Genomic DNA, 17,213 nt, shown 5'->3' with positions numbered 1-17,213 from the left:
CGGGGTTGTGTCGATATGCGGCTCCGCCGCGTGGGCGCGCTCAGCCACAAACGGCGCTACAGACGACCGACTGCATACCGTGGCACTCTCAGAGTCGCTCCTCCAACGCCGTCTGCCAGGCCGGCACCGGCCCCTCGGGCACCGGCTCCAGCCGCCGCCCGCCCCGGGCAAAGAAGTCGGCCAGAGGCAGAATCGCCGCACCGACGGTCACCGCGTCCGGCCCCAGCCGCCCAAGCTCAATGCTCACCTTCTCGGCCGGATGCCGCAGCGCATACGAGGCCGCATGCCGCCGCACCGCGGGCAGGAACCGCGCGCCCAGCTGAAGCCCCGCCCACCCCCCGATGAGAATCCGCTCGGGCTGGAACAGGTTGATCAGGTCGGACAGCCCGGCACCGAGATACTCGGCGGTCTCCTCCAGCACGGCCAGGGCAACCGGGTCGGCCTTGCCCCCCTCGGCCGGGTAGGCCGAAGCAAGCATCGACGTGAGCGCCGTCTCCTCGTCCACGCCCTCGGGCGGTCGCCCACCCTCCTCCCGCCACCGCTCCAGCAGGGACTCCGCCCCCGCATACGCCTCCAGGCAGCCCAGCGCACCGCACCGGCAGCGGCGCCCTCTGACCCGTACCGTCAGATGGCCCCACTCGACCGCCCGCCCGTTCTCCACCTCCGGCGTGACGAGGCACGCGCCGACGCCGGAGCCGAACAGCACGACGATCGCGTTGCGCGCCCCGCGCCCCGCGCCGAACCACATCTCGGCCTGGCCGAGGGTCTTGGCTCCGTTGTCGATGAAGTAGCGGACTCCGTCGGGGAGTCGGGAGGACGAGCGGAGCAGCTCCTCCAGCGGGACAGCGTCCCAGCCGATCGTCTGCCCGTGCACGACGGCGCCGCGCTCCGGGGTGCGCTCCACGATGCCGGGGACGCCGATGCCGACGCCGAGGAGCTGGTCGGGGCCGATACCGGCGCCGGCGAGCACTTCGGCGATCCCGTCGCGGATGTGGCCGACGATGACCTCGACGTCGTAGCGCTGCTGTTCCAAGGGCCGCTCGGCGCGGGCGAGTTCGGTGAGGGTGAGGTCGAACAGCTCGATGCGCACCCGGGTCTCGCCGACGTCGACGCCGATCATGTGGCCGGCGCCGGGCGCCACGCGCAGCAGGGTGCGGGGGCGGCCGCCGTCGGAGTCGACGCTGCCGGCCTCCTCGACCAGGGCGTCGGCGACCAGGTCCGCGACGACGTTGCTGACCGAGCCGGAGCTCAGCCCGGTCACCGGACCGAGCTCGAAGCGGCTGAGGGGTCCGTCGAAGTAGAGCCGCTGCAGCACGACCGCGCGGTTGGCCCGCCTGAGGTCGCGCACCGTGCGCCCGTTCCGCCCCGCCATGTGGTTCCTTTCGTGCCCTGTCCGACCTGCAACATACCTCTGCGGGCAGGCCCCGCGCGACATTCCTCCAACCCTTAGTTCACGATGTGAGCTAAGAGGTGGCCTCCTCGACCTCGTCCAGGGCGGCCACGAGCTCCGGCGCGACCGCCTCCTCGCGCCACCGGATGTCTCCCTCTCCCATCGCCCGCGGCACGGTCTCCACCAGCATGATCAGGTAGAGATAGGAGCGGTAGAGGGCCAGACGGAGGAGGGCCGGGCGGTCGAACCCGGCGCGTCCACCGCCCTCCCGGTAGCCCGAGAGGAACGCCTCGTCCTTCCTGATGTCCCCCAGCAGCGCCAGGGAGACGAACTCGGCCAGCGGGTCGCCCCAGAACATGCGCTCGCCGTCGATGAGCCCGCCGATGCGGACGGAATCGGCCGAGCGTTCCACGAGGATGTTGCCGTCCCACAGGTCGAAGTGGACGAGCGCGGGGACGGTGACCTCGTCGAGGGCGTCGTACGCGGCGCGGAGGGTGCCTGCGATCTCGCCGACGGGTCTGGGCAGCCGGGCCGAGAAGCGGCGGGCGTCGTCGAGGATAGCCTCCAGCATCCCGCTGAAGGCGGTCCGCCAGTCGGGGGCGAGGGGGCCGAGCGCGCCGGACGGGTAGCCGAAGGCGGTTCCGGTGACGCAGTGCAGTTTGGCGACCTGACGGCCCAGCTCCGCGCGCAGACAAGCCCGTTCTTCCTCGGTGAGGGATCCGTCCCACGGGTCGCCGGGACATGCGGTCATCAGGAGTACGGAGCTGTCGTCGTCGAGGGTGACGAGCCGGGGGGCCGGCACCCCGGCCGTCTCGGCGCCGCGGTAGAACTCCGCCTCGGCGACGAGGAGCCGGCTCTCGTAGCGCAGTCCCGGGGTGTCCGGCGCGACCTTCAGTACGTAGCGGCTGCCGTCGGTGAGCCGGAGTTCCTCGACGGTGTTGTAGGTGCCACCGGTGAGGGGGCGCAGGTGGGCCAGCCGGTCGGGATGGATCGCCGCGCCCTCCAGGACACGTCGAGCCCTCTCCCAGGAGTCCACCACCGTGCGCCCACCTCTCCCCTCGGTCAGCCGGCCGCGTACACGTCCTCGATGTAACGGCCGTCCGCGATCAGTGCGTCGAGCCACTCCTCGGCCGCCGTGTGGTCGGCCCCGGACGTGCGGTCCCGGTACAGCGTACGGAACGCGTCCCGCACGCCCGGCGCCATTTTCGAACCGTCGCCGCAGACGTACACCCGGGCCCCGGCGCCGAGCAGCTGCCAGACCTCGTCGGCCTCTGCGGCGATGCGGTGCTGCACGAAGGTCCCCGCGGTGCTGAAGGCCGGGCGGAGCGACACCGCCCCGACGGCTTCGGCAGTGCGCAGTTCCTCGGCGTGCAGGAAGTCCGCGTCGGGTGCGTCGCAGCCGAAGTAGCACAGGGCGGGGGCGAGTTCGGTGCGCGCGGCGAGAGCCGCCGCGCGGTCGGCGACGGCTCCTCGGAAGGGAGCCAGGCCCGTGCCCGCCGCGATCATGATCACCGGGGCGGAATGGTCCACCCGAAAGGCCTCCCGGCACGGCTGGACCCGGGCGAGGATCGTCTCGCCGGGAGCGACGGTGGCGAGGTGCCCCGACCCGGTGCCCCGGTAGACGCCCTTGCCGGAGCGTGCAGGGGCTTCGAGCAGGGAGACCATGAGGTCCACGTGGTCCGCGTCGACGGCCGGCGAGGAGGAGATCGAGTAATGACGCGGCCGCAGCGGGGTCAGGATCTCCAGGAGTTGCGGCCAGTCGAGGGCCCCGCGCAGGGCGGGGTGGTCCTCGATCAGGTCGACGAGGGTGCGTAGGTCGTAGGCCGGGAGGGCGGCCAGGGTCGCGCGCTCGGGCGGGCAGGGGTTGGCGGCGGCCAGCACGGCCAGCTGGTCGGGCGTCGGCCGCTCCTGCAACTCCACGTGGTGTGCGAACAGTTGACGCACCGTCAAGGGCCTGTCGATCGCCAGGCCGTCGCGGCGGGGACGGGCGGCGCGGATGTCGAGGACGGTGTCGGGGTCGACGCCGAGTGCGGCGGCGGCGCGGTCGACGAGGGCGGGGGCGTTGACGGGCAGCACGGTGAGGTGGTCGGCGGTGCGGTAGGTGGTGCCCTCCGGCAGGGCGACGCGGACGAAGCGCTTGCGGCGCGGGTGGCCGGGGGCGGTGAGGTCGTACGCCTCGGTGACGGTCATGGGAAGGAGCCCGTGCCGTTCGGCGAGGGCGTCCAGGGGGCCGCCGGTGAGGGTGCGGACCTCATACGCCGTGGCGGGCTCGTCGTCGGCCGGGGCGGTGGCGTCCGGGTCGCCGTACTCCTCGAGGAGGGCGCTGCGCAGGCGGGCCGTGAAGTCCCTTACGGCGCCGGTGAGATCGCCCGAGGCGTCGGCGGCGGCGCGGTCGACGAGGCGGGTGGCGCCGAGTTCGGCGAGGCGGTCGTCGATGCGGGTGGGGACGTGCTGGTAGGTGGCGGCCCAGTTGCGGTCGCCGACGCCCAGGACGGCATAGGTGACGTCCGTCAGGTCGTGGGTGTCCTCCAGCCAGGTGGCGAACGCGGTGGCGTCGTCGGTGGGTCGGCCGTTGTAGGAGGCGGCGGTGATGACGACGGGCCGGTCGGTGGGCAGGCCTCCCGCGTAGGCGTCCAGCGGTGCGACCTCGGTCTCGCAGCCGATCTCGGCGGCCTCGTCGGCAAGCCCCGCCGCGAACGCGCGGCAGGTGCCGTAGTTGCTGCCGTGCAGGAGGAGGACGCCGGTGCCGGGGCGGACGCGGGCCGGGAGGGTGTGCGGGTCGGGGCTGTGCGGGGTCGAGGCCGGGCGGGTTCCGGGGAGGACGCCGTGTTCGCGGTCGGCGGTGGTGCGCGGGGTGAGGGTCAGGGTGAGGCCCTCGGGCTTGAGGGTGAGGGTCTCCTTGACGTGGAGCGCGTAGTCGGCGTGGTCGTGCAGGCGGTAGCGGTGGACCAGCATCGCCAGCAGCATGGTCGCCTCGTGCAGTGCGAACTGCCGCCCGATGCAGGCGCGTTCACCAGTGCCGAACGGCTTGAAGGCGTGCACCGGGCGGGCCGCCTCCGCCTCGGCGGTGAACCGGGAGGGGTCGAACAGCTCGGGGTTGTCACCCCAGACGGGCTGGCGGTGCAGCATCGGGGCGAGCACGGTTACGGCCTGTCCGGCGCGCAGCGGGATCCGGCCGCCCAGCAAGGTGTCGTGCAGGGCGTGCCGGCTGAAGGCGGCGGCTGTGGGCCACAGCCGCAGGGCCTCGTTGAGGACCTGGCGGGTGTAGGTCAGCCTGCCGATCTCGTCGTACGTCGGCTCGGGGTCGGCCCGGTCGCCCCACAGGGCGTCGGCCTCGCGCTGGACGAGCTGGAGCGCGGTGGGGTGCTTGGCGAGGTAGTACAGGGCGAAGGACATCGCGCCGGAGGTCGTCTCGTGGCCGGCGATCAGGAAGGTGATGACCTGGTTGCGGATGTTGGCGGTGTCCAGCAGGGCGCCGTCGGCCGGGTGCGCGGCGGTGAGCATGAGGCCGAGCAGGTCCTCGGCGCCGGTCTGGTCGGTGCCGGCGCGGGAGGCGATGACGTCGTCGACGACCTGGGCGAGGTAGGCGGAGTCGTCGCGGAAGGCGGCGTCGGCGGCCGAGCAGTCCTCGCCGGGGGTGCGGGCGAGCCGGGTCATGCTCCACTCCAGGCAGCGGACCATGGACTCGACGAAGGGGTGGGGTTCGTCCCGTCCGAAGGACCCGAAGTCGTAGCCGAATCCGGCGAGTCCGATGGTGTCGAGGGTCATCCGGGTCATGTCGTCGGGCACGTTGACGGGCTGCCCGTCGCGGGCGGCCCGGTCCCAGGACGCGATGAGCCGCTGGGCCACCTTGAGCATCACGGGGTGGTAGGTGCGCATCGAGCCGAGCGCGAAGGCGGGCATCAGGATGTCGTGCGCCTTGGCCCAGTTGGGCTCGTCGTTGTATGCGGTGAACAGGCCGTCGGCGGTGAACTCGCGGACGTTCTGCAGCGCGGGGCCGACATGCTTGGCGAACCGGGTCTCGTCGGCGAGGTCGGCCACCAGGTCCAGGTCGCCGACGAACAGCGTGTCGCGTCCGTGCAGCCGCCGCACGAGGGCCGGCCCGTGCTCGCGCATGAGGTCCATGACCTGCTGGATGGGTGTGCGGCCGGGTCCGGTGGCGGTGATGTCGACGAGGGGGACGCCGGGGAGGGGGGCCGCGGTGTGGGGGTGGAGGGCGGTGGGGGGCATGGCGCGACAACTGCCTTTCGCGGTACGGAAGTACTGCGATCAAGGTTGGTCGAGCGGATCCGGCCGTCCGCGCCACCGGACTACATGATCGTGTAGTCAAGAACGTGCCTGGGGGCTTGCGGAAGCCCTCAGGAGTGGTTCTCGTCCTCCGCCGCGGGACCGGGGGGCCGGGCGGTGGTGCCTCGCGGGATCAGACTGGTCGGCAGGACGAGGTGCCGCTCGTGGTCCGCCTCGGGGTCGTTGATCAGTCGCAGGACCAGCTCGCCGGCCACGCGGCCCATCTCGGAGGGCGACTGGGCCACCGTCGTCAGGTCGAACCACTCGGCCAGCGGCTGGTCGTCGAAGCCGAGGACGGACATCGCCTCGGGCACCTCGATCCTGGCCTTGCGCAGGGTCGTGATGAGGGTGGCGGCGAGCTCGTCCTGTTCGGCGAAGACCGCGGTGGGCGGCTCGCGCAGTCCCAGCAGCTGTCCGAGCGCTTCGGCGACGGCGCGCTTGTCCTCGGCGGGAGCGGCCACCACGAGCGAGTCGTCCACGCCAATGCCCGCCTCGGCGAGCGCCTGCCGGTAGCCGTTGAGCCGCGCGTGCGAGCTGAAGGAGAAGCCGGTGGCGCCCGGGCTCTGCATGAAGGCGATGCGGCGGTGGCCCAGGTTCAGCAGGTGCCGGGTGCCGCTCAGGGCGCCGGCCGCATCGTCGACGTACACGCTCGGGCGTCCCTCGGCGTGCTGGCTGACGTAGATGACCGGCATTCCGAGGTCGTCGAGCCGGGTGCTCTCCTCCTCGGTGAGGTCGAAGCAGTGCACGAGCAGAGCGTCGGCGTTGCGCCGGGCCGGCAACTGTTCGAAGAACGAGGCGCGTTCGGCCAGGTCGGGTATCACATAGAGGGCCATTTCCATGTCCGCGGCGCGCAGCAGCGGGCCCAGGCTGGACAGGGCCGAGCCCATGAACCACGACTTGAGGGTGGGCACGAGCACCGCCACCACGCCTGTCCTGCCGGTCACCAGGCTGGAGGCCTGCCGGGAGACGGCGAAGTTCAGCTCGCGTGCGGCCTGTTCGACGCGGGCGCGAACGTCCGGCGAGACGCTCGACAGTCCGCGCAGCGTGCGGGAGACGGTGGACGTGGAGACCCCGGCCCGTTCGGCGACATCGGCCATCGTGGGGTGCCGTTGAGCTGCTGGCATGGGCGGACGTTAGCACAAGCGTGCACGGGCCCGCCCGTCTGTGTGACAGCGCTGTCACGGCATTACTTGCGCGTAACGCATTGACGTGCCAGCCAGCTTGCTCCTAGCTTGCAAGCGTTGTCACGACGGGAACCAATTACCTGAACATATCTCACCTCTATGTTATCTGACCTGCATATTCTTATCTGCAATCGCTGCCCTTGGAGTGACTTTGAGGAACAGGAAGACCAGAGCGCTGCGGCGCTCCGGTGCGCTGTGCGCGGGGCTGGCCGCCGTTGCCGCGTGCGGCATCGGCGGCGGCTCCGTGTCGAGTACGGGGCGCGGCCCCATCACCTATGTCGCCGGCGCCGACAACACCGGGACCGTGCAGGCGGTGCTCGACCGCTGGAACAGGCTGCACCCGGGCGAGAAGGTCACCTTCGTCCAACTGCCCACCGATCCCGATGCCCAGCGGCAGCAGATGATCCAGAACGCGGCGACGCGGTCGGACGCCTTCACCGTGCTGTCCCTGGACGTCGTGTGGACCTCGGAGTTCGCGGCGCACCGCTGGGTGGACCGGCTGCCCGAGGACCGCTTCCCGCTGGGCAGGATGCTGAAGCCGATCGTCGCGACCGGCATGTACCGCGGCGGCCTGTACTCCGTCCCGGCCAGCTCCGACGGCGGCATGCTGTACTACCGCACCGATCTGCTCCAGCAGGCGGGCATCACTCGACCGCCGGTCACCTGGGCCGAGTTGAAGGCGGACTGCGCCAAGGTGCGCAGGCTGTCCGCGGCCAGGGGCATGTCCTGTTACGCGGGCCAGTTCCAGAAGTACGAGGGCCTGACGGTGAACTTCGCCGAGGCGGTGAACTCCGCGGGCGGGGTCGTCACCGACGCCCAGGGGCGCCCGCATCTCGACACCCCGCAGGCCAGGAAGGGCCTGGACTTCCTGGTCGGTTCCTTCCGGGACGGCACCATCCCCAAGGAGGCCTCCACCTACCAGGAGGAGGACGCCCGCCGCGCCTTCCAGTCCGGCAGGCTCGTCTTCGAGCGGCAGTGGCCGTACATGTATCCGCTGGCGAACAAGAAGGACGGCTCCAGCAGGGTCGCAGGCAAGTTCGCCGTCGCACCGCTGCCCGGTCTGAACGGGCCCGGCGCGTCCAGCCTGGGCGGCCACAACCTGGCGCTGTCCGCCTCGGCGCGGAACAGGGCCACGGCACTCGACTTCATGCGGTTCTTCACCAGCCAGGACACGCAGCGCTTCTCGCTGGCCTACGCGCCGGCGGCGCCCACGTACCAGGCCCTGTACCAGGATCCGCGCCTGGTGAAGAAGTATCCGTACCTGCCCGTCCTCAAGCAGTCGATCCTGCATGCGGTGCCGCGGCCGCGGGTCTTCGGCTACGGCGATGTCACCGCGGCCGTGCAGCGGGAGGCGTTCGCCGCGCTGACCGGGGTCAAGAGCAGCGCGAGCGCGCTCAGGGACCTGCAGAAGGACCTGCAGCAACAGGCGGCGGGGCAGTGAGGAGACACGACATGGTGACCACCCACAACCCGCCGGACAGCCTCGACCGGCCGGAAGCGAAGGCATCCGGCAGCAGGGCCCTTTGGGACCGCCACCGCAGAGCCACTTCCGGAGAGGGCGGGCTCGGCGCCCTGCTCGTCTCGCCGACGCTGCTGGTCCTGGCGGTCGCCGTGCTCTATCCGACGATCGTGGCGCTGAAGGACTCCTTCTACGGCACCCCGGGGCTCGACCCGAGGACGGGGTTCGTGCGCGAACACGACCCGTTCGTCGGCGCCGACAACTACACCGCGGTCTTCGGGGCGGCGGGCGACCGCTTCTGGAACGCCTTCTGGAACACGACCTTCCTGGCCGTCACCACGGTCGCCCTGGAGACCGTGCTCGGCATCGCGATGGCGCTGATCATGCACCGTGCGCTGCGCGGCCGGGCGGTCGTCCGCGCGTCCATCCTGGTGCCGTGGGCGATCCCCACCGCCGTCACGGGTCTGCTGTGGCGCTGGATCTTCAACAGCGACGGAGTGGCCAACGCCCTGATCGGCCGGCAGATCCTTTGGACCACCGAGGGGTTCCACGCCAAGGTCGCGGTCATCGTGGCCGACGTGTGGAAGACGGCTCCGTTCATCGGGCTGCTGGTGCTGGCCGGGCTCCAGGTGATCTCCAAGGAGGTGTACGAGGCGGCCCGGATGGACGGGGCGGGCGCACTGCGCCAGTTCTGGAGCATCACGCTGCCGCTGGTCAAGCCGGCACTGCTGGTGGCGGTGCTGTTCCGCACGCTCGACGCGCTGCGCATGTTCGACCTGCCGTACATCCTGATCGGCGCGCAGAAGTCGTCCGTGGAGACGCTGTCCATGCTCGCTCAGGACCAGGCCGCGAACGTGCGGTTCGGGCCGGCCGCCGCCTACGCGGTGATCCTCTTCGTCTACGTCTTCCTCATCGCGCTGGCGTTCGTGCGACTGCTGGGCGCCGACGTGGTGCCGCGCCGCCACAAGGAGGTGGCCGCATGAACTCCGCCGCCCTGCACCCGTTCCTGCGCAGAGCACTGCTCTGGCTCGGGGTCGCCTCGGTCGTCGCCTACTGTCTGGCACCCTTCTACTGGATGCTGGTCTCCAGTCTGCGCCGCACCTCGGACATCTTCGACAACTCCCTGTTCCCGGCGCGGATCTCGTTCGAGAACTACCGTGCCGTGCTCGACCCGTCCGAGAACTTCACCCGTGCCCTGTTCAACAGTCTGGTCGTGGCGGGCATCACGACCGTATGTGCACTGCTGCTGGCGACGTTCACGGCGTATGCGATGGCGCGGCTGGAGTTCCGCTTCAAACGGTTCGTGCTGACGCTGATCATCGCCACGGCGATGTTCCCGGTGGTGTCGATCGTGGTGCCGCTGCTGAAGATGTTCGTCGGCTTCGGCTGGATCAACACCTACCAGGCGATGATCGTGCCGAGTCTGTCCTTCACGCTGCCGCTCGCGGTGTGGAACCTGACGGCGTTCTTCCGGCAGATGCCCGACGAGCTGGAGCACGCGGCCATGATCGACGGCTGCACCCGCGCCCAGGCCTTCCGCCGCGTCATCGTTCCGCTCGCCGCGCCCGGCATCTTCACCACCGCGATCATCACCTTCATCGCCGCCTGGAACGAGTTCCTGATCGCGCTGTCGATGACGAACAAGCCGGACATCCAGACCGCGCCCGTCGCGATCTCCAAGTTCGCCGGGGCGACCCAGTTCGAGACGCCGTTCGGCAGCCAGATGGCCGCCGGAGTCCTGGTCACCGTTCCGCTCGTGGTGGTGGTGCTGCTGTTCCAGCGCCGGATCGTGGCCGGCCTCACGGCGGGCGCGGCGAAGTAGCCCCCTTTTCCCCACTGATGTACCCCCACCGATGTACGAGGAGTACGCACCCATATGTCCACCAGCACCGCATCTTGGTGGCGCGACGCCGTCATCTACCAGGTCTACGTCCGCAGTTTCGCCGACGGCAACGGCGACGGCGTCGGCGACATCGCGGGCATCCGCTCCCGGCTGCCGTATCTGAAGTCGCTCGGCGTGGACGCGATCTGGATCAACCCCTGGTACAAGTCACCGATGGCCGACCACGGTTACGACGTCGCCGACTTCCGTGAGATCGATCCGCTGTTCGGCACGGTCGCCGAGGCGGAGCAGCTCATCGACGAGGCACACCGGCACGGCATCCGCGTGATCCCCGACATCGTGCCCAACCACACCTCCGACCAGCACGCCTGGTTCCAGGCGGCGTTGGATGCGGGCCCCGGCAGCCCGGAGCGTGAGCGCTACGTCTTCCGGGCCGGCCGTGGGGCGGGCGGCGCCGAGCCGCCCAACGACTGGGTGTCCTGCTTCGGCGGCCCCGCCTGGACCCGGCTGCCCGACGGGGAGTGGTACCTGCACCTGTTCGCTCCCGAGCAGCCCGACCTCAACTGGCAGCACCCACAAGTGCGGGCGGAGTTCGAGTCGATCCTGCGGTTCTGGTTCAGCCGGGGCGTGGACGGCTTCCGTATCGACGTGGCGCACGGGCTGATCAAGCATCCCGAGCTGCCCGACCTGCCGCCCCGCCCGGAAGTGGCACCCGACGGCCCGCGACGGCATCTGGACCATCCGCACTGGGACCGGGACGAGGTGCACGACATCTACCGCGCCTGGCGCCGGGTGGCCGACGAGTTCCCCGGTGACCGCTCGTTCGTCGCCGAGGCATGGGCGGACACCCCGGAGCGGCTCGCCGCCTACGTCCGCCAGGACGGTCTGCACACGGCGTTCAACTTCGACTTCCTCATGGCGAGTTGGGACGCGAAGGACCTGCGGGCCGTCATCGACGACTCCCTCGCCATGCTCGGCGCGGTGGGCGCCCCGGCCACCTGGGTGCTGTCCAACCACGACGTGATGCGCCACCCCAGCCGCTACGGCCGCAAGGTGGTCCGGCGGTGGGTCGCCAACGAGCCCTACCGGCCCGAGGGCCCCGTGGATCTGGCCCTGGGCACCCGGCGGGCCCGCTCCGCAGCCCTGCTGATGCTCGCGCTGCCCGGCGGCGCCTACATCTACCAGGGCGAGGAGCTCGGGCTGCCGGAGGTCGAGGACCTGCCCGAGTCCGCCCTCCAGGACCCGGTGTGGGAGCGGTCCGGGCACACCGACCGCGGCCGCGACGGCTGCCGGGTGCCGATTCCGTGGTCGGGGCCCAGTGCCCCGTACGGCTTCAGCCCCAAGGGCACGACGGCCGACCCCTGGCTGCCGCAGCCGGACGGCTGGGCGGATCACAGCGTGGCCGCGCAGGACGGTGTGGAGGGCTCGATGCTGGAGCTGTACCGCGCGGCCCTGCGTCTGCGCCGCGACCACCCGGCCCTCGGCGACGGCGGCCTGAGCTGGCTCGACGCCCCGGCCGGCGTCCTCGCCTTCCGCCGCGAGCCCGGCTTCCTGTGCGTGGTGAACCTCTCGGCCGAGCCGTACCGGCTGCCCGAGCACACCTCGGTCCTGCTGGCGAGCGGCTCACTGGACGATGGCCTGCTGGGACCGGATCAGGCGGCCTGGCTCACCACATGATTGTGTAGTGCACGCAGTGCGTGGCGCCGTCGTGCAGGTGGCAGGAGGTCTTGGTGGAAGAGGGCCGTCGGGAGGCCGTGATGTGGCGCAATCGCGCCCTGACGCTCTTCGACCGGGTCTCCGTGCCCGTTGCGGTGTGCGACGCGCACGGCGCCGTCCTGCTGGCCAACCCGGCGATGGCGGCCGAGTGCGGTACGACTCCGGGGCGGCTGCGCGGCCGTGGTGTGCTGGAGCTGTTCCGGCCGCAGGAGGCCACGCAGGTGGAGCGGATCGCGCAGGCGCTGCGGCTGCGGCACCGCTCGCGGTATCAGGTGTCGGTGTGCTGGGAGGGGCCGGACGGCGGCGAGCGGTTCGGGGAGCTGACCGCCGACCCGGTCAGCGACACGGTGGAGGAGACGCCGGCCCTGCTGGTGATGCTGCGGGTGCGGGGCGAGCGCGAGCCGCCGGGTGCGGATCCCGTGCGGGTGGCGCCGGTGGAGGCCCGCATCCTGGCACTGCTCGCCGGGGGCGCCACCACCGCCAGGGCCGCCAAGGAGACCGGTCTCAGCACGGACGGCGTCACGTATCACCTGCGGCGGCTGTCGACGCGCTGGGGCGCGTCGAACCGTACCGAGCTGGTGGCGCGCGCCTATGCGCTCGGCGTCCTCACTCCCGGGGTGTGGCCGCCGGGCGCATAGGCGGTGCCCGCCCCTTCCGGCGCGCCGAAGCGGGCGAGGGTGTGCCAGATCATCTTCAGGTCCTGCAGTTTGTGGCGGCCGGTGCGGGCGGCGTCACCGATGATCCGCGGATTCACCTGGCCGTCCTGGGCGATCCTGGCTCCCAGCTCCATGTACTGCGCCCCGCGGTAGTCGGCGTGCTCCCGCAGCTCCTGCACGCTGAGACGGTAGCCGGGGTGCCACTCGACGGGGCAGGGCAGCAGGCGGGCGGCGGCCTCGACGGGCGTGCCGCGGTAGCCGGCGTCCAGGACGAGCGCCTCGATGTGCGCGGCGAGCAGTACGCCGCCGTGGATCTGGGCCTCGATGTAGTCGTTGAGGGCGTCCTGCTCGTCGGCCTCGGCGAGCGCGATCAGCGACATGCCGGCGGCCACCCCGAAGTCGGTCGGCTCGGCCGCGCTGTCGGGGTAGCAGAAGGTGGTGCGGGCGAGGGCGTCGGCGGTGAGCCGGAAGTGCGAGGAGCCGAACCGGGGGGCGGCGCCGACCACTTGGCGCCGGAAGTTCAGCGCGCCGTACACGGGCCGCTCGTGCGGGTCGGCGTCGTCGTAGGCGCCGCCGAAAATGCGGCTCTCCCAGCGCCAGCGGTCACCGCCGGGATGTGCGGTGAGCCCGCCGTTGCTGGTGCCGGTGACGAACTGCGAGTGGTAGGCGCCGTCCTGGGCCAGCGCCTGAAGGATGGGCAGCCCGCCGACGAGCCGGTCGGGGTGGAAGTTCAGCGTGATCCGCAGGTCGGGCCCGAGGGCCGGGCCCGTGGAGCGGGCGGCGACATGGCGCAGCGCCCGCCGCGCCCGCGGTGAGCCGACATTCGCGAAATCCACCCGTTCCCCTTCTCGAACCGGTCCAGAAGCACCCCGAGGAACCCCCTGAGACCCCCCTCATGAGATCACTCAGAGGTCGGCCACCGCCAGGACGATTTTGCCGCGGTTGCTGCGCCGCTCCAGCAACTCGTGGGCGGTGCGGGCCTGTTCGAGGGGTACGACGGTTTCGACGGGCACCCGGTACGCCCCGGAGGCGACCCGTTCGGCGAGCTCCCGCAGATCGTTGCGGGGGTCGTAGCCGTGGATCTGTAGGTTGGTGAGCTGGAAGCCGAGGACGGAGGCGTTCCTCGGGTAGAAGTCGCGGGTGTCGACGGTGCTCGGCTCCAGGGCGACGTTGGCGAGGGCCACGACCCGGCCGCCGTGGCCCACTTGGCGCAGACTGCGGGCGAACGCCGGGCCGCCGACGGTGTCGAGGACGACGTCGGCGCCGCGGCCGTCGGTCAGCCGCAGCACCTCTTCGACCTCCGCGTCGTCGGGATGGGCGGAGGTGTCGACGGTGACCTGGGCACCGAACTCCCCCGCCCAGGCCGCCTTTTCGGCCGAGCCGGCGAGCGCGATGACCCGGGCGCCCGCCTCCGCGGCGATCTGGACGGCCGCGCTGCCCACCCCGCTCGCGGCCGCCTTCACCACCACCGTGTCCTCCTTGGCGACCCGGGCGAGGTGCCGCAGGCAGTACCAGGCGGAGAGCCAGGCCACGGGCAGGGTGGCCGCCTCGGTAAGTCCCACGCCCTGCGGCAGGGCGGCGACCTGGGTGGCGGGCACCACCGCCAACTCTGCATAGAACCCTGGGGCGTTGACTCCGTCCAGGGCCATGACCCGCTGCCCGACCTCCAGACCGGTCACCCCCTCCCCCACCGCCGCGACGACGCCCGCCGCCTCCACACCCGGGATCAGAGGAGGGCGTCCGGCCCGGTGGTAGACACCCTTCCTGATCAGTGCGTCGGCGCGGTTCACGCCCGCCGCCGCAATCCGCACCAGCACCTCGCCGGGCCCCGCCACGGGGTCGGGCACCTCGACCGGCACCAGCACCTCGGGGCCGCCGAACTCATCGATCCGTACCGCACGCATACCGCACCCGCTTCCTGCCGCAGCCGCCCGCGCAACTGACACCGGTTGAAGTGGTGTCACCATCCAACACCATTTCAACCGGTGTCAAGGGGCTGCAGCCACAGGTGACACCTCATGAACCGGTGTACGCTGCCTCCTATGACCGGCACCTCCGCGCCGCCCGCCGACCCGGCGCTCGCGTTCCCGTTCATCGGCGGCCGCCCCTGCCTGAACTTCGTCGCGACGCTCGGCCGGCGGCACGCGTCCGCTCCCCTGGAACGGCTCCCGGACCCGGCCGCGCTGGCCCGCTGGTTCACGGAGGCGGAGCTGACCGCGGACGGCGAGCCGGTACGGGTCACCGCCCGGGACCTGACCGGCGCCCGCGACCTGCGGGAAGCCCTCTACCGCCTCGTGCGCACGTCGATGGCCGGGCAGGACCCGGAAACGGGCGACGTGGAGCTGATCAACGAGGCGGCGGCCCGCCCCGACCTCGCCCCGCAGCTGGGCCCCGTGCGCTGGACGGCCCGGCAGCCGGCCCGGGCCGCTCTGGCGACGGTCGCCCGCGATGCCGTCCTCCTGGTACGCAGCCCCTTGCTGGATCGGGTCAAGGAGTGCGAGAACCCGGACTGCTCACTGCTTTTCCTGGACGACTCCCAGGCACGGCGCCGCCGTTGGTGTTCCATGGACCGCTGCGGCAACCTCGCGAAGGTGGCCGGCTACCGCTCCCGGAGCCGGGGCGTCCCCACCCGGTGAAGGTGGTTCAGGACGCCGTGGGTGCGGGCGAGCGCGATGTCGTGGGTGCCGCGCGGGCAGCCGGGGCCGATCCGCAGGGGGGTGCGCTGACGGGGCTGGTCGGCTGCTCGGGTGGTGCGTGTGCGGGGCCTCGGTCTGGTGCGGGCCTCGCTGCTGGTGGATCTGCCCAGCGAGCAGATCCTCGACTTCGTCGTCAACCGGTTCTCGGTGTCACGAACCGGCTGATCGGGCCGCGTCTGCCGGCGGCCGCCTCGGGGGGCGCCGCGCCGGGCGCGTCAGGACGCCGCCGGCGACCAGTGCGGGTCACGGCCCAGGAAGGCGAGCAGCGCCTCAGCGCTGTCGTAGCCCGGCTCCAGCTCCCGCGCAGGCGCGAACACCTGGTACGCGTCCCGGAGACGATCGACGAGCCGATCCGCCGCCGGCCGGATACCCTCGGCGAGCTCACCGTTCAGCCGACGGTCCTGGCCCGTGGCCACCGCGATGTCCCATGCGTGCACCGCCGCGTCCATGGCGGCTGCCGCCGCGGCGAGCGGCACGGGCATGGGGCCCAGCGGAGTCGGCGCCTGTTCGGCGTCGGCGGGCAGTCCCGCGTAGGCGTCCGCCACCGCGCGCAGCACCTTGTCGAGCTCCGCAGCCGGATCTCCGTCGAGGGCGTCGGCCGGATGGAACGGGTCCGAGTCCGGGCGGCCGCCGGTGATCGCCAGACCATAGGCCTGCTGGTCGATCCGCGCATGGTTGAGGACCTGCCGTACCGTCCATTCGCTGCACGGCGTCGGCGCTGACCACGCCGATTCCGGCACTCCGGCGACCACCTCGGCGAGATAAGCGTGCGCCCGCGTGAGAACCTCGATGCCCTGGGTGTGCTCCACGATTGTCCCCCTCCTGTCACCCTTCGACCGACATGAACAATCTAGGCTGCCTTGCGGACAGTTACGGTCCTCAATGACACGGTCCTCCAGGACAGGTCCTCCGGGACAGGAAGGGGCACGGCCCGAGGATGCGAGTGGTACGTGAGTGGACGGCGTCTCTCGTGCGCTTTGTGAAGCGCCGCCGGGACCCGATGGTCGTACAGACCCTGCGGTCGGCTGCCGCGGCGACGATCGCGTACGTCGTCGCACTGCGCCTCAGCCCCGAGCCCGCGCCGCTCACCGCTCCGCTGACCGCACTGCTGGTCGTCCAGGTCACCCTGTACGCCACCATCACCAACGGCATCCGCCGGGTGAACTCGGTCGTGGCCGGTGTCCTCGTCGCGATCGCCTTCAGCCTTCTGGTGGGTCTGACGTGGTGGAGTCTGGCCCTGCTGATCGTGGCCTCACTGGCGGTGGGACGGCTGGTGCGGGTCGAGGAGTACGTGCCCGAGGTGGCGATCAGCGCGATGCTGGTGCTCGGCGTGACGACCCCCGGGGACACGGCCTGGGCTCGGGTGGTCGAGACACTGATCGGGGCGTTCGTCGGGTTCGGCTGCAATCTGCTGCTCGCGCCGCCCGTGTGGGTGGACGAGGCCGGCGAGTCGATCGAGGGTCTGGCCCGCCGGGTGCGGCAGCTGATGCTGCGCATGGGCGAGGAGGCCGCCGGCCGTACGCCCGTCGAGCGGGCGACGGAGCGGCTGTACGAGGCACGCAGGCTGGACCACGACATCGTCGAGGTCGACGCGGCCCTCCGGCAGGCCGAGGACAGCCTGCGGCTCAACCCCCGCGTGCGGGAGGGCCTGCTGCACCGGGTGGTGCTGCGCACGGGCCTGGACACGCTGGAGATCTGCACAGTGGTGCTCCGGGTGCTGGCGCGCACCCTCACCGACCTCGCCAAGGAACGCGATCCCGAGCCGCTGTTCGCGCCCGGGACGGGGGCCGCCGTGGAAGAGCTGCTGTCGGAGATCGCCGACGCCGTGGTCAGTTTCGCGGTACTGGTCACCAGCCACGTCAGTGTGAGCGCCGAGTCGGCGGAGTCTCGGCTGGCCGCGGAGCTGCGGCAGGCCGCGGCCAGCCCCGCCAAACTGGGCCCCCAGCGGGGCGCGGGGGGGCCCCACCAAGCCCCCCACAGGC

Annotated in this window: 14 protein-coding genes; 7 read left to right on the top strand and 7 right to left on the bottom strand. The window is 71.6% G+C overall.

The window, feature by feature from the left end; translation table 11 throughout:
- Positions 1 to 88 precede the first annotated feature (88 nt).
- The 4 genes from AB0N07_RS11390 to AB0N07_RS11375 all read right to left on the bottom strand — a co-directional run bounded on the left by AB0N07_RS11390 (position 89) and on the right by AB0N07_RS11375 (position 6,801).
- Entirely contained in the window at positions 89 to 1,372 is a 1,284-nt protein-coding gene (locus AB0N07_RS11390; protein WP_365834006.1) for an ROK family protein, read from the bottom strand.
- Between the two features lie 91 nt (positions 1,373 to 1,463).
- Entirely contained in the window at positions 1,464 to 2,429 is a 966-nt protein-coding gene (locus AB0N07_RS11385) for an aminoglycoside phosphotransferase family protein (protein ID WP_365834005.1), read from the bottom strand.
- Between the two features lie 23 nt (positions 2,430 to 2,452).
- A complete protein-coding gene (locus AB0N07_RS11380; RefSeq protein ID WP_365834004.1) occupies positions 2,453 to 5,620 on the bottom strand; it encodes a cytochrome P450 in 3,168 nt (1,055 codons plus the stop codon).
- A gap of 128 nt (positions 5,621 to 5,748) precedes the next feature.
- Entirely contained in the window at positions 5,749 to 6,801 is a 1,053-nt protein-coding gene (locus AB0N07_RS11375; protein WP_365834003.1) for a LacI family DNA-binding transcriptional regulator, read from the bottom strand.
- 211 nt (positions 6,802 to 7,012) lie between these two features.
- Here AB0N07_RS11375 and AB0N07_RS11370 point away from each other — a divergent pair, with 211 nt between their 5' ends.
- The 5 genes from AB0N07_RS11370 to AB0N07_RS11350 are packed head-to-tail and all read left to right on the top strand — an operon-like array spanning position 7,013 to position 12,517.
- The gene (locus tag AB0N07_RS11370; protein WP_365834002.1) at positions 7,013 to 8,302 is read left to right on the top strand and encodes an ABC transporter substrate-binding protein; all 1,290 of its coding nucleotides are present in this window, start codon (positions 7,013 to 7,015) and stop codon (positions 8,300 to 8,302) included.
- Positions 8,303 to 8,313: 11 nt separating this feature from the next.
- A complete protein-coding gene (locus AB0N07_RS11365; RefSeq protein ID WP_365834001.1) occupies positions 8,314 to 9,303 on the top strand; it encodes a sugar ABC transporter permease in 990 nt (329 codons plus the stop codon).
- Positions 9,300 to 10,142: a carbohydrate ABC transporter permease gene (locus AB0N07_RS11360; RefSeq protein ID WP_365834000.1), complete on the top strand. Its 843-nt coding sequence runs from the start codon at positions 9,300 to 9,302 to the stop codon at positions 10,140 to 10,142. The genes AB0N07_RS11365 and AB0N07_RS11360 overlap by 4 nt, the downstream gene beginning before the upstream one ends.
- Positions 10,143 to 10,196: 54 nt before the next feature.
- A complete protein-coding gene (locus AB0N07_RS11355) occupies positions 10,197 to 11,840 on the top strand; it encodes a glycoside hydrolase family 13 protein (protein ID WP_365833999.1) in 1,644 nt (547 codons plus the stop codon).
- Between the two features lie 53 nt (positions 11,841 to 11,893).
- A complete protein-coding gene (locus AB0N07_RS11350; RefSeq protein ID WP_365833998.1) occupies positions 11,894 to 12,517 on the top strand; it encodes a PAS domain-containing protein in 624 nt (207 codons plus the stop codon).
- Here the strand turns inward: AB0N07_RS11350 and AB0N07_RS11345 are convergent.
- Complete coding sequence (locus AB0N07_RS11345) at positions 12,469 to 13,371, bottom strand: DUF3626 domain-containing protein (protein WP_365833997.1); 903 nt, start codon at positions 13,369 to 13,371, stop codon at positions 12,469 to 12,471. The two genes, AB0N07_RS11350 and AB0N07_RS11345, sit on opposite strands and share 49 nt — an antisense overlap.
- A gap of 69 nt (positions 13,372 to 13,440) precedes the next feature.
- Positions 13,441 to 14,439 (bottom strand): zinc-binding dehydrogenase, encoded by a 999-nt coding sequence (locus AB0N07_RS11340; protein ID WP_365833996.1) that lies wholly within the window; start codon positions 14,437 to 14,439, stop codon positions 13,441 to 13,443.
- A gap of 138 nt (positions 14,440 to 14,577) precedes the next feature.
- On the opposite strand from AB0N07_RS11340, the gene AB0N07_RS11335 reads away from it, so the two are divergent.
- Positions 14,578 to 15,171, top strand: coding sequence for an ABATE domain-containing protein (locus AB0N07_RS11335; protein WP_365833995.1), 594 nt, complete (start codon positions 14,578 to 14,580; stop codon positions 15,169 to 15,171).
- 275 nt (positions 15,172 to 15,446) lie between these two features.
- Here AB0N07_RS11335 and AB0N07_RS11330 read toward each other — a convergent pair whose 3' ends face one another.
- Complete coding sequence (locus tag AB0N07_RS11330) at positions 15,447 to 16,040, bottom strand: TIGR03086 family metal-binding protein (protein WP_365833994.1); 594 nt, start codon at positions 16,038 to 16,040, stop codon at positions 15,447 to 15,449.
- A 128-nt stretch (positions 16,041 to 16,168) separates the two neighbouring features.
- Here AB0N07_RS11330 and AB0N07_RS11325 point away from each other — a divergent pair.
- A partial coding sequence (locus tag AB0N07_RS11325; RefSeq protein ID WP_365833993.1) for an FUSC family protein occupies positions 16,169 to 17,213 on the top strand: 1,045 nt, incomplete at its 3' end.

Source organism: Streptomyces sp. NPDC051172, from assembly GCF_040682555.1.
In the GTDB taxonomy this organism is placed as follows: Bacteria; Actinomycetota; Actinomycetes; order Streptomycetales; family Streptomycetaceae; genus Streptomyces.
This window is presented reverse-complemented; position numbering and strand designations above follow the sequence as displayed.

Excerpts from the sequence above, each read along its gene's own strand:
- AB0N07_RS11390 (WP_365834006.1), bottom strand. The coding sequence starts at position 1,372 with ATGGCGGGGCGGAACGGGCGCACGGTGCGCGACCTCAGGCGGGCCAAC.
- AB0N07_RS11375 (WP_365834003.1), bottom strand. The coding sequence starts at position 6,801 with ATGCCAGCAGCTCAACGGCACCCCACGATGGCCGATGTCGCCGAACGG.
- AB0N07_RS11340 (WP_365833996.1), bottom strand. The coding sequence starts at position 14,439 with ATGCGTGCGGTACGGATCGATGAGTTCGGCGGCCCCGAGGTGCTGGTG.
- AB0N07_RS11360 (WP_365834000.1), top strand. The coding sequence starts at position 9,300 with ATGAACTCCGCCGCCCTGCACCCGTTCCTGCGCAGAGCACTGCTCTGG.
- AB0N07_RS11380 (WP_365834004.1), bottom strand. The coding sequence starts at position 5,620 with ATGCCCCCCACCGCCCTCCACCCCCACACCGCGGCCCCCCTCCCCGGC.
- AB0N07_RS11335 (WP_365833995.1), top strand. The coding sequence starts at position 14,578 with ATGACCGGCACCTCCGCGCCGCCCGCCGACCCGGCGCTCGCGTTCCCG.
- AB0N07_RS11355 (WP_365833999.1), top strand. The coding sequence starts at position 10,197 with ATGTCCACCAGCACCGCATCTTGGTGGCGCGACGCCGTCATCTACCAG.
- AB0N07_RS11365 (WP_365834001.1), top strand. The coding sequence starts at position 8,314 with ATGGTGACCACCCACAACCCGCCGGACAGCCTCGACCGGCCGGAAGCG.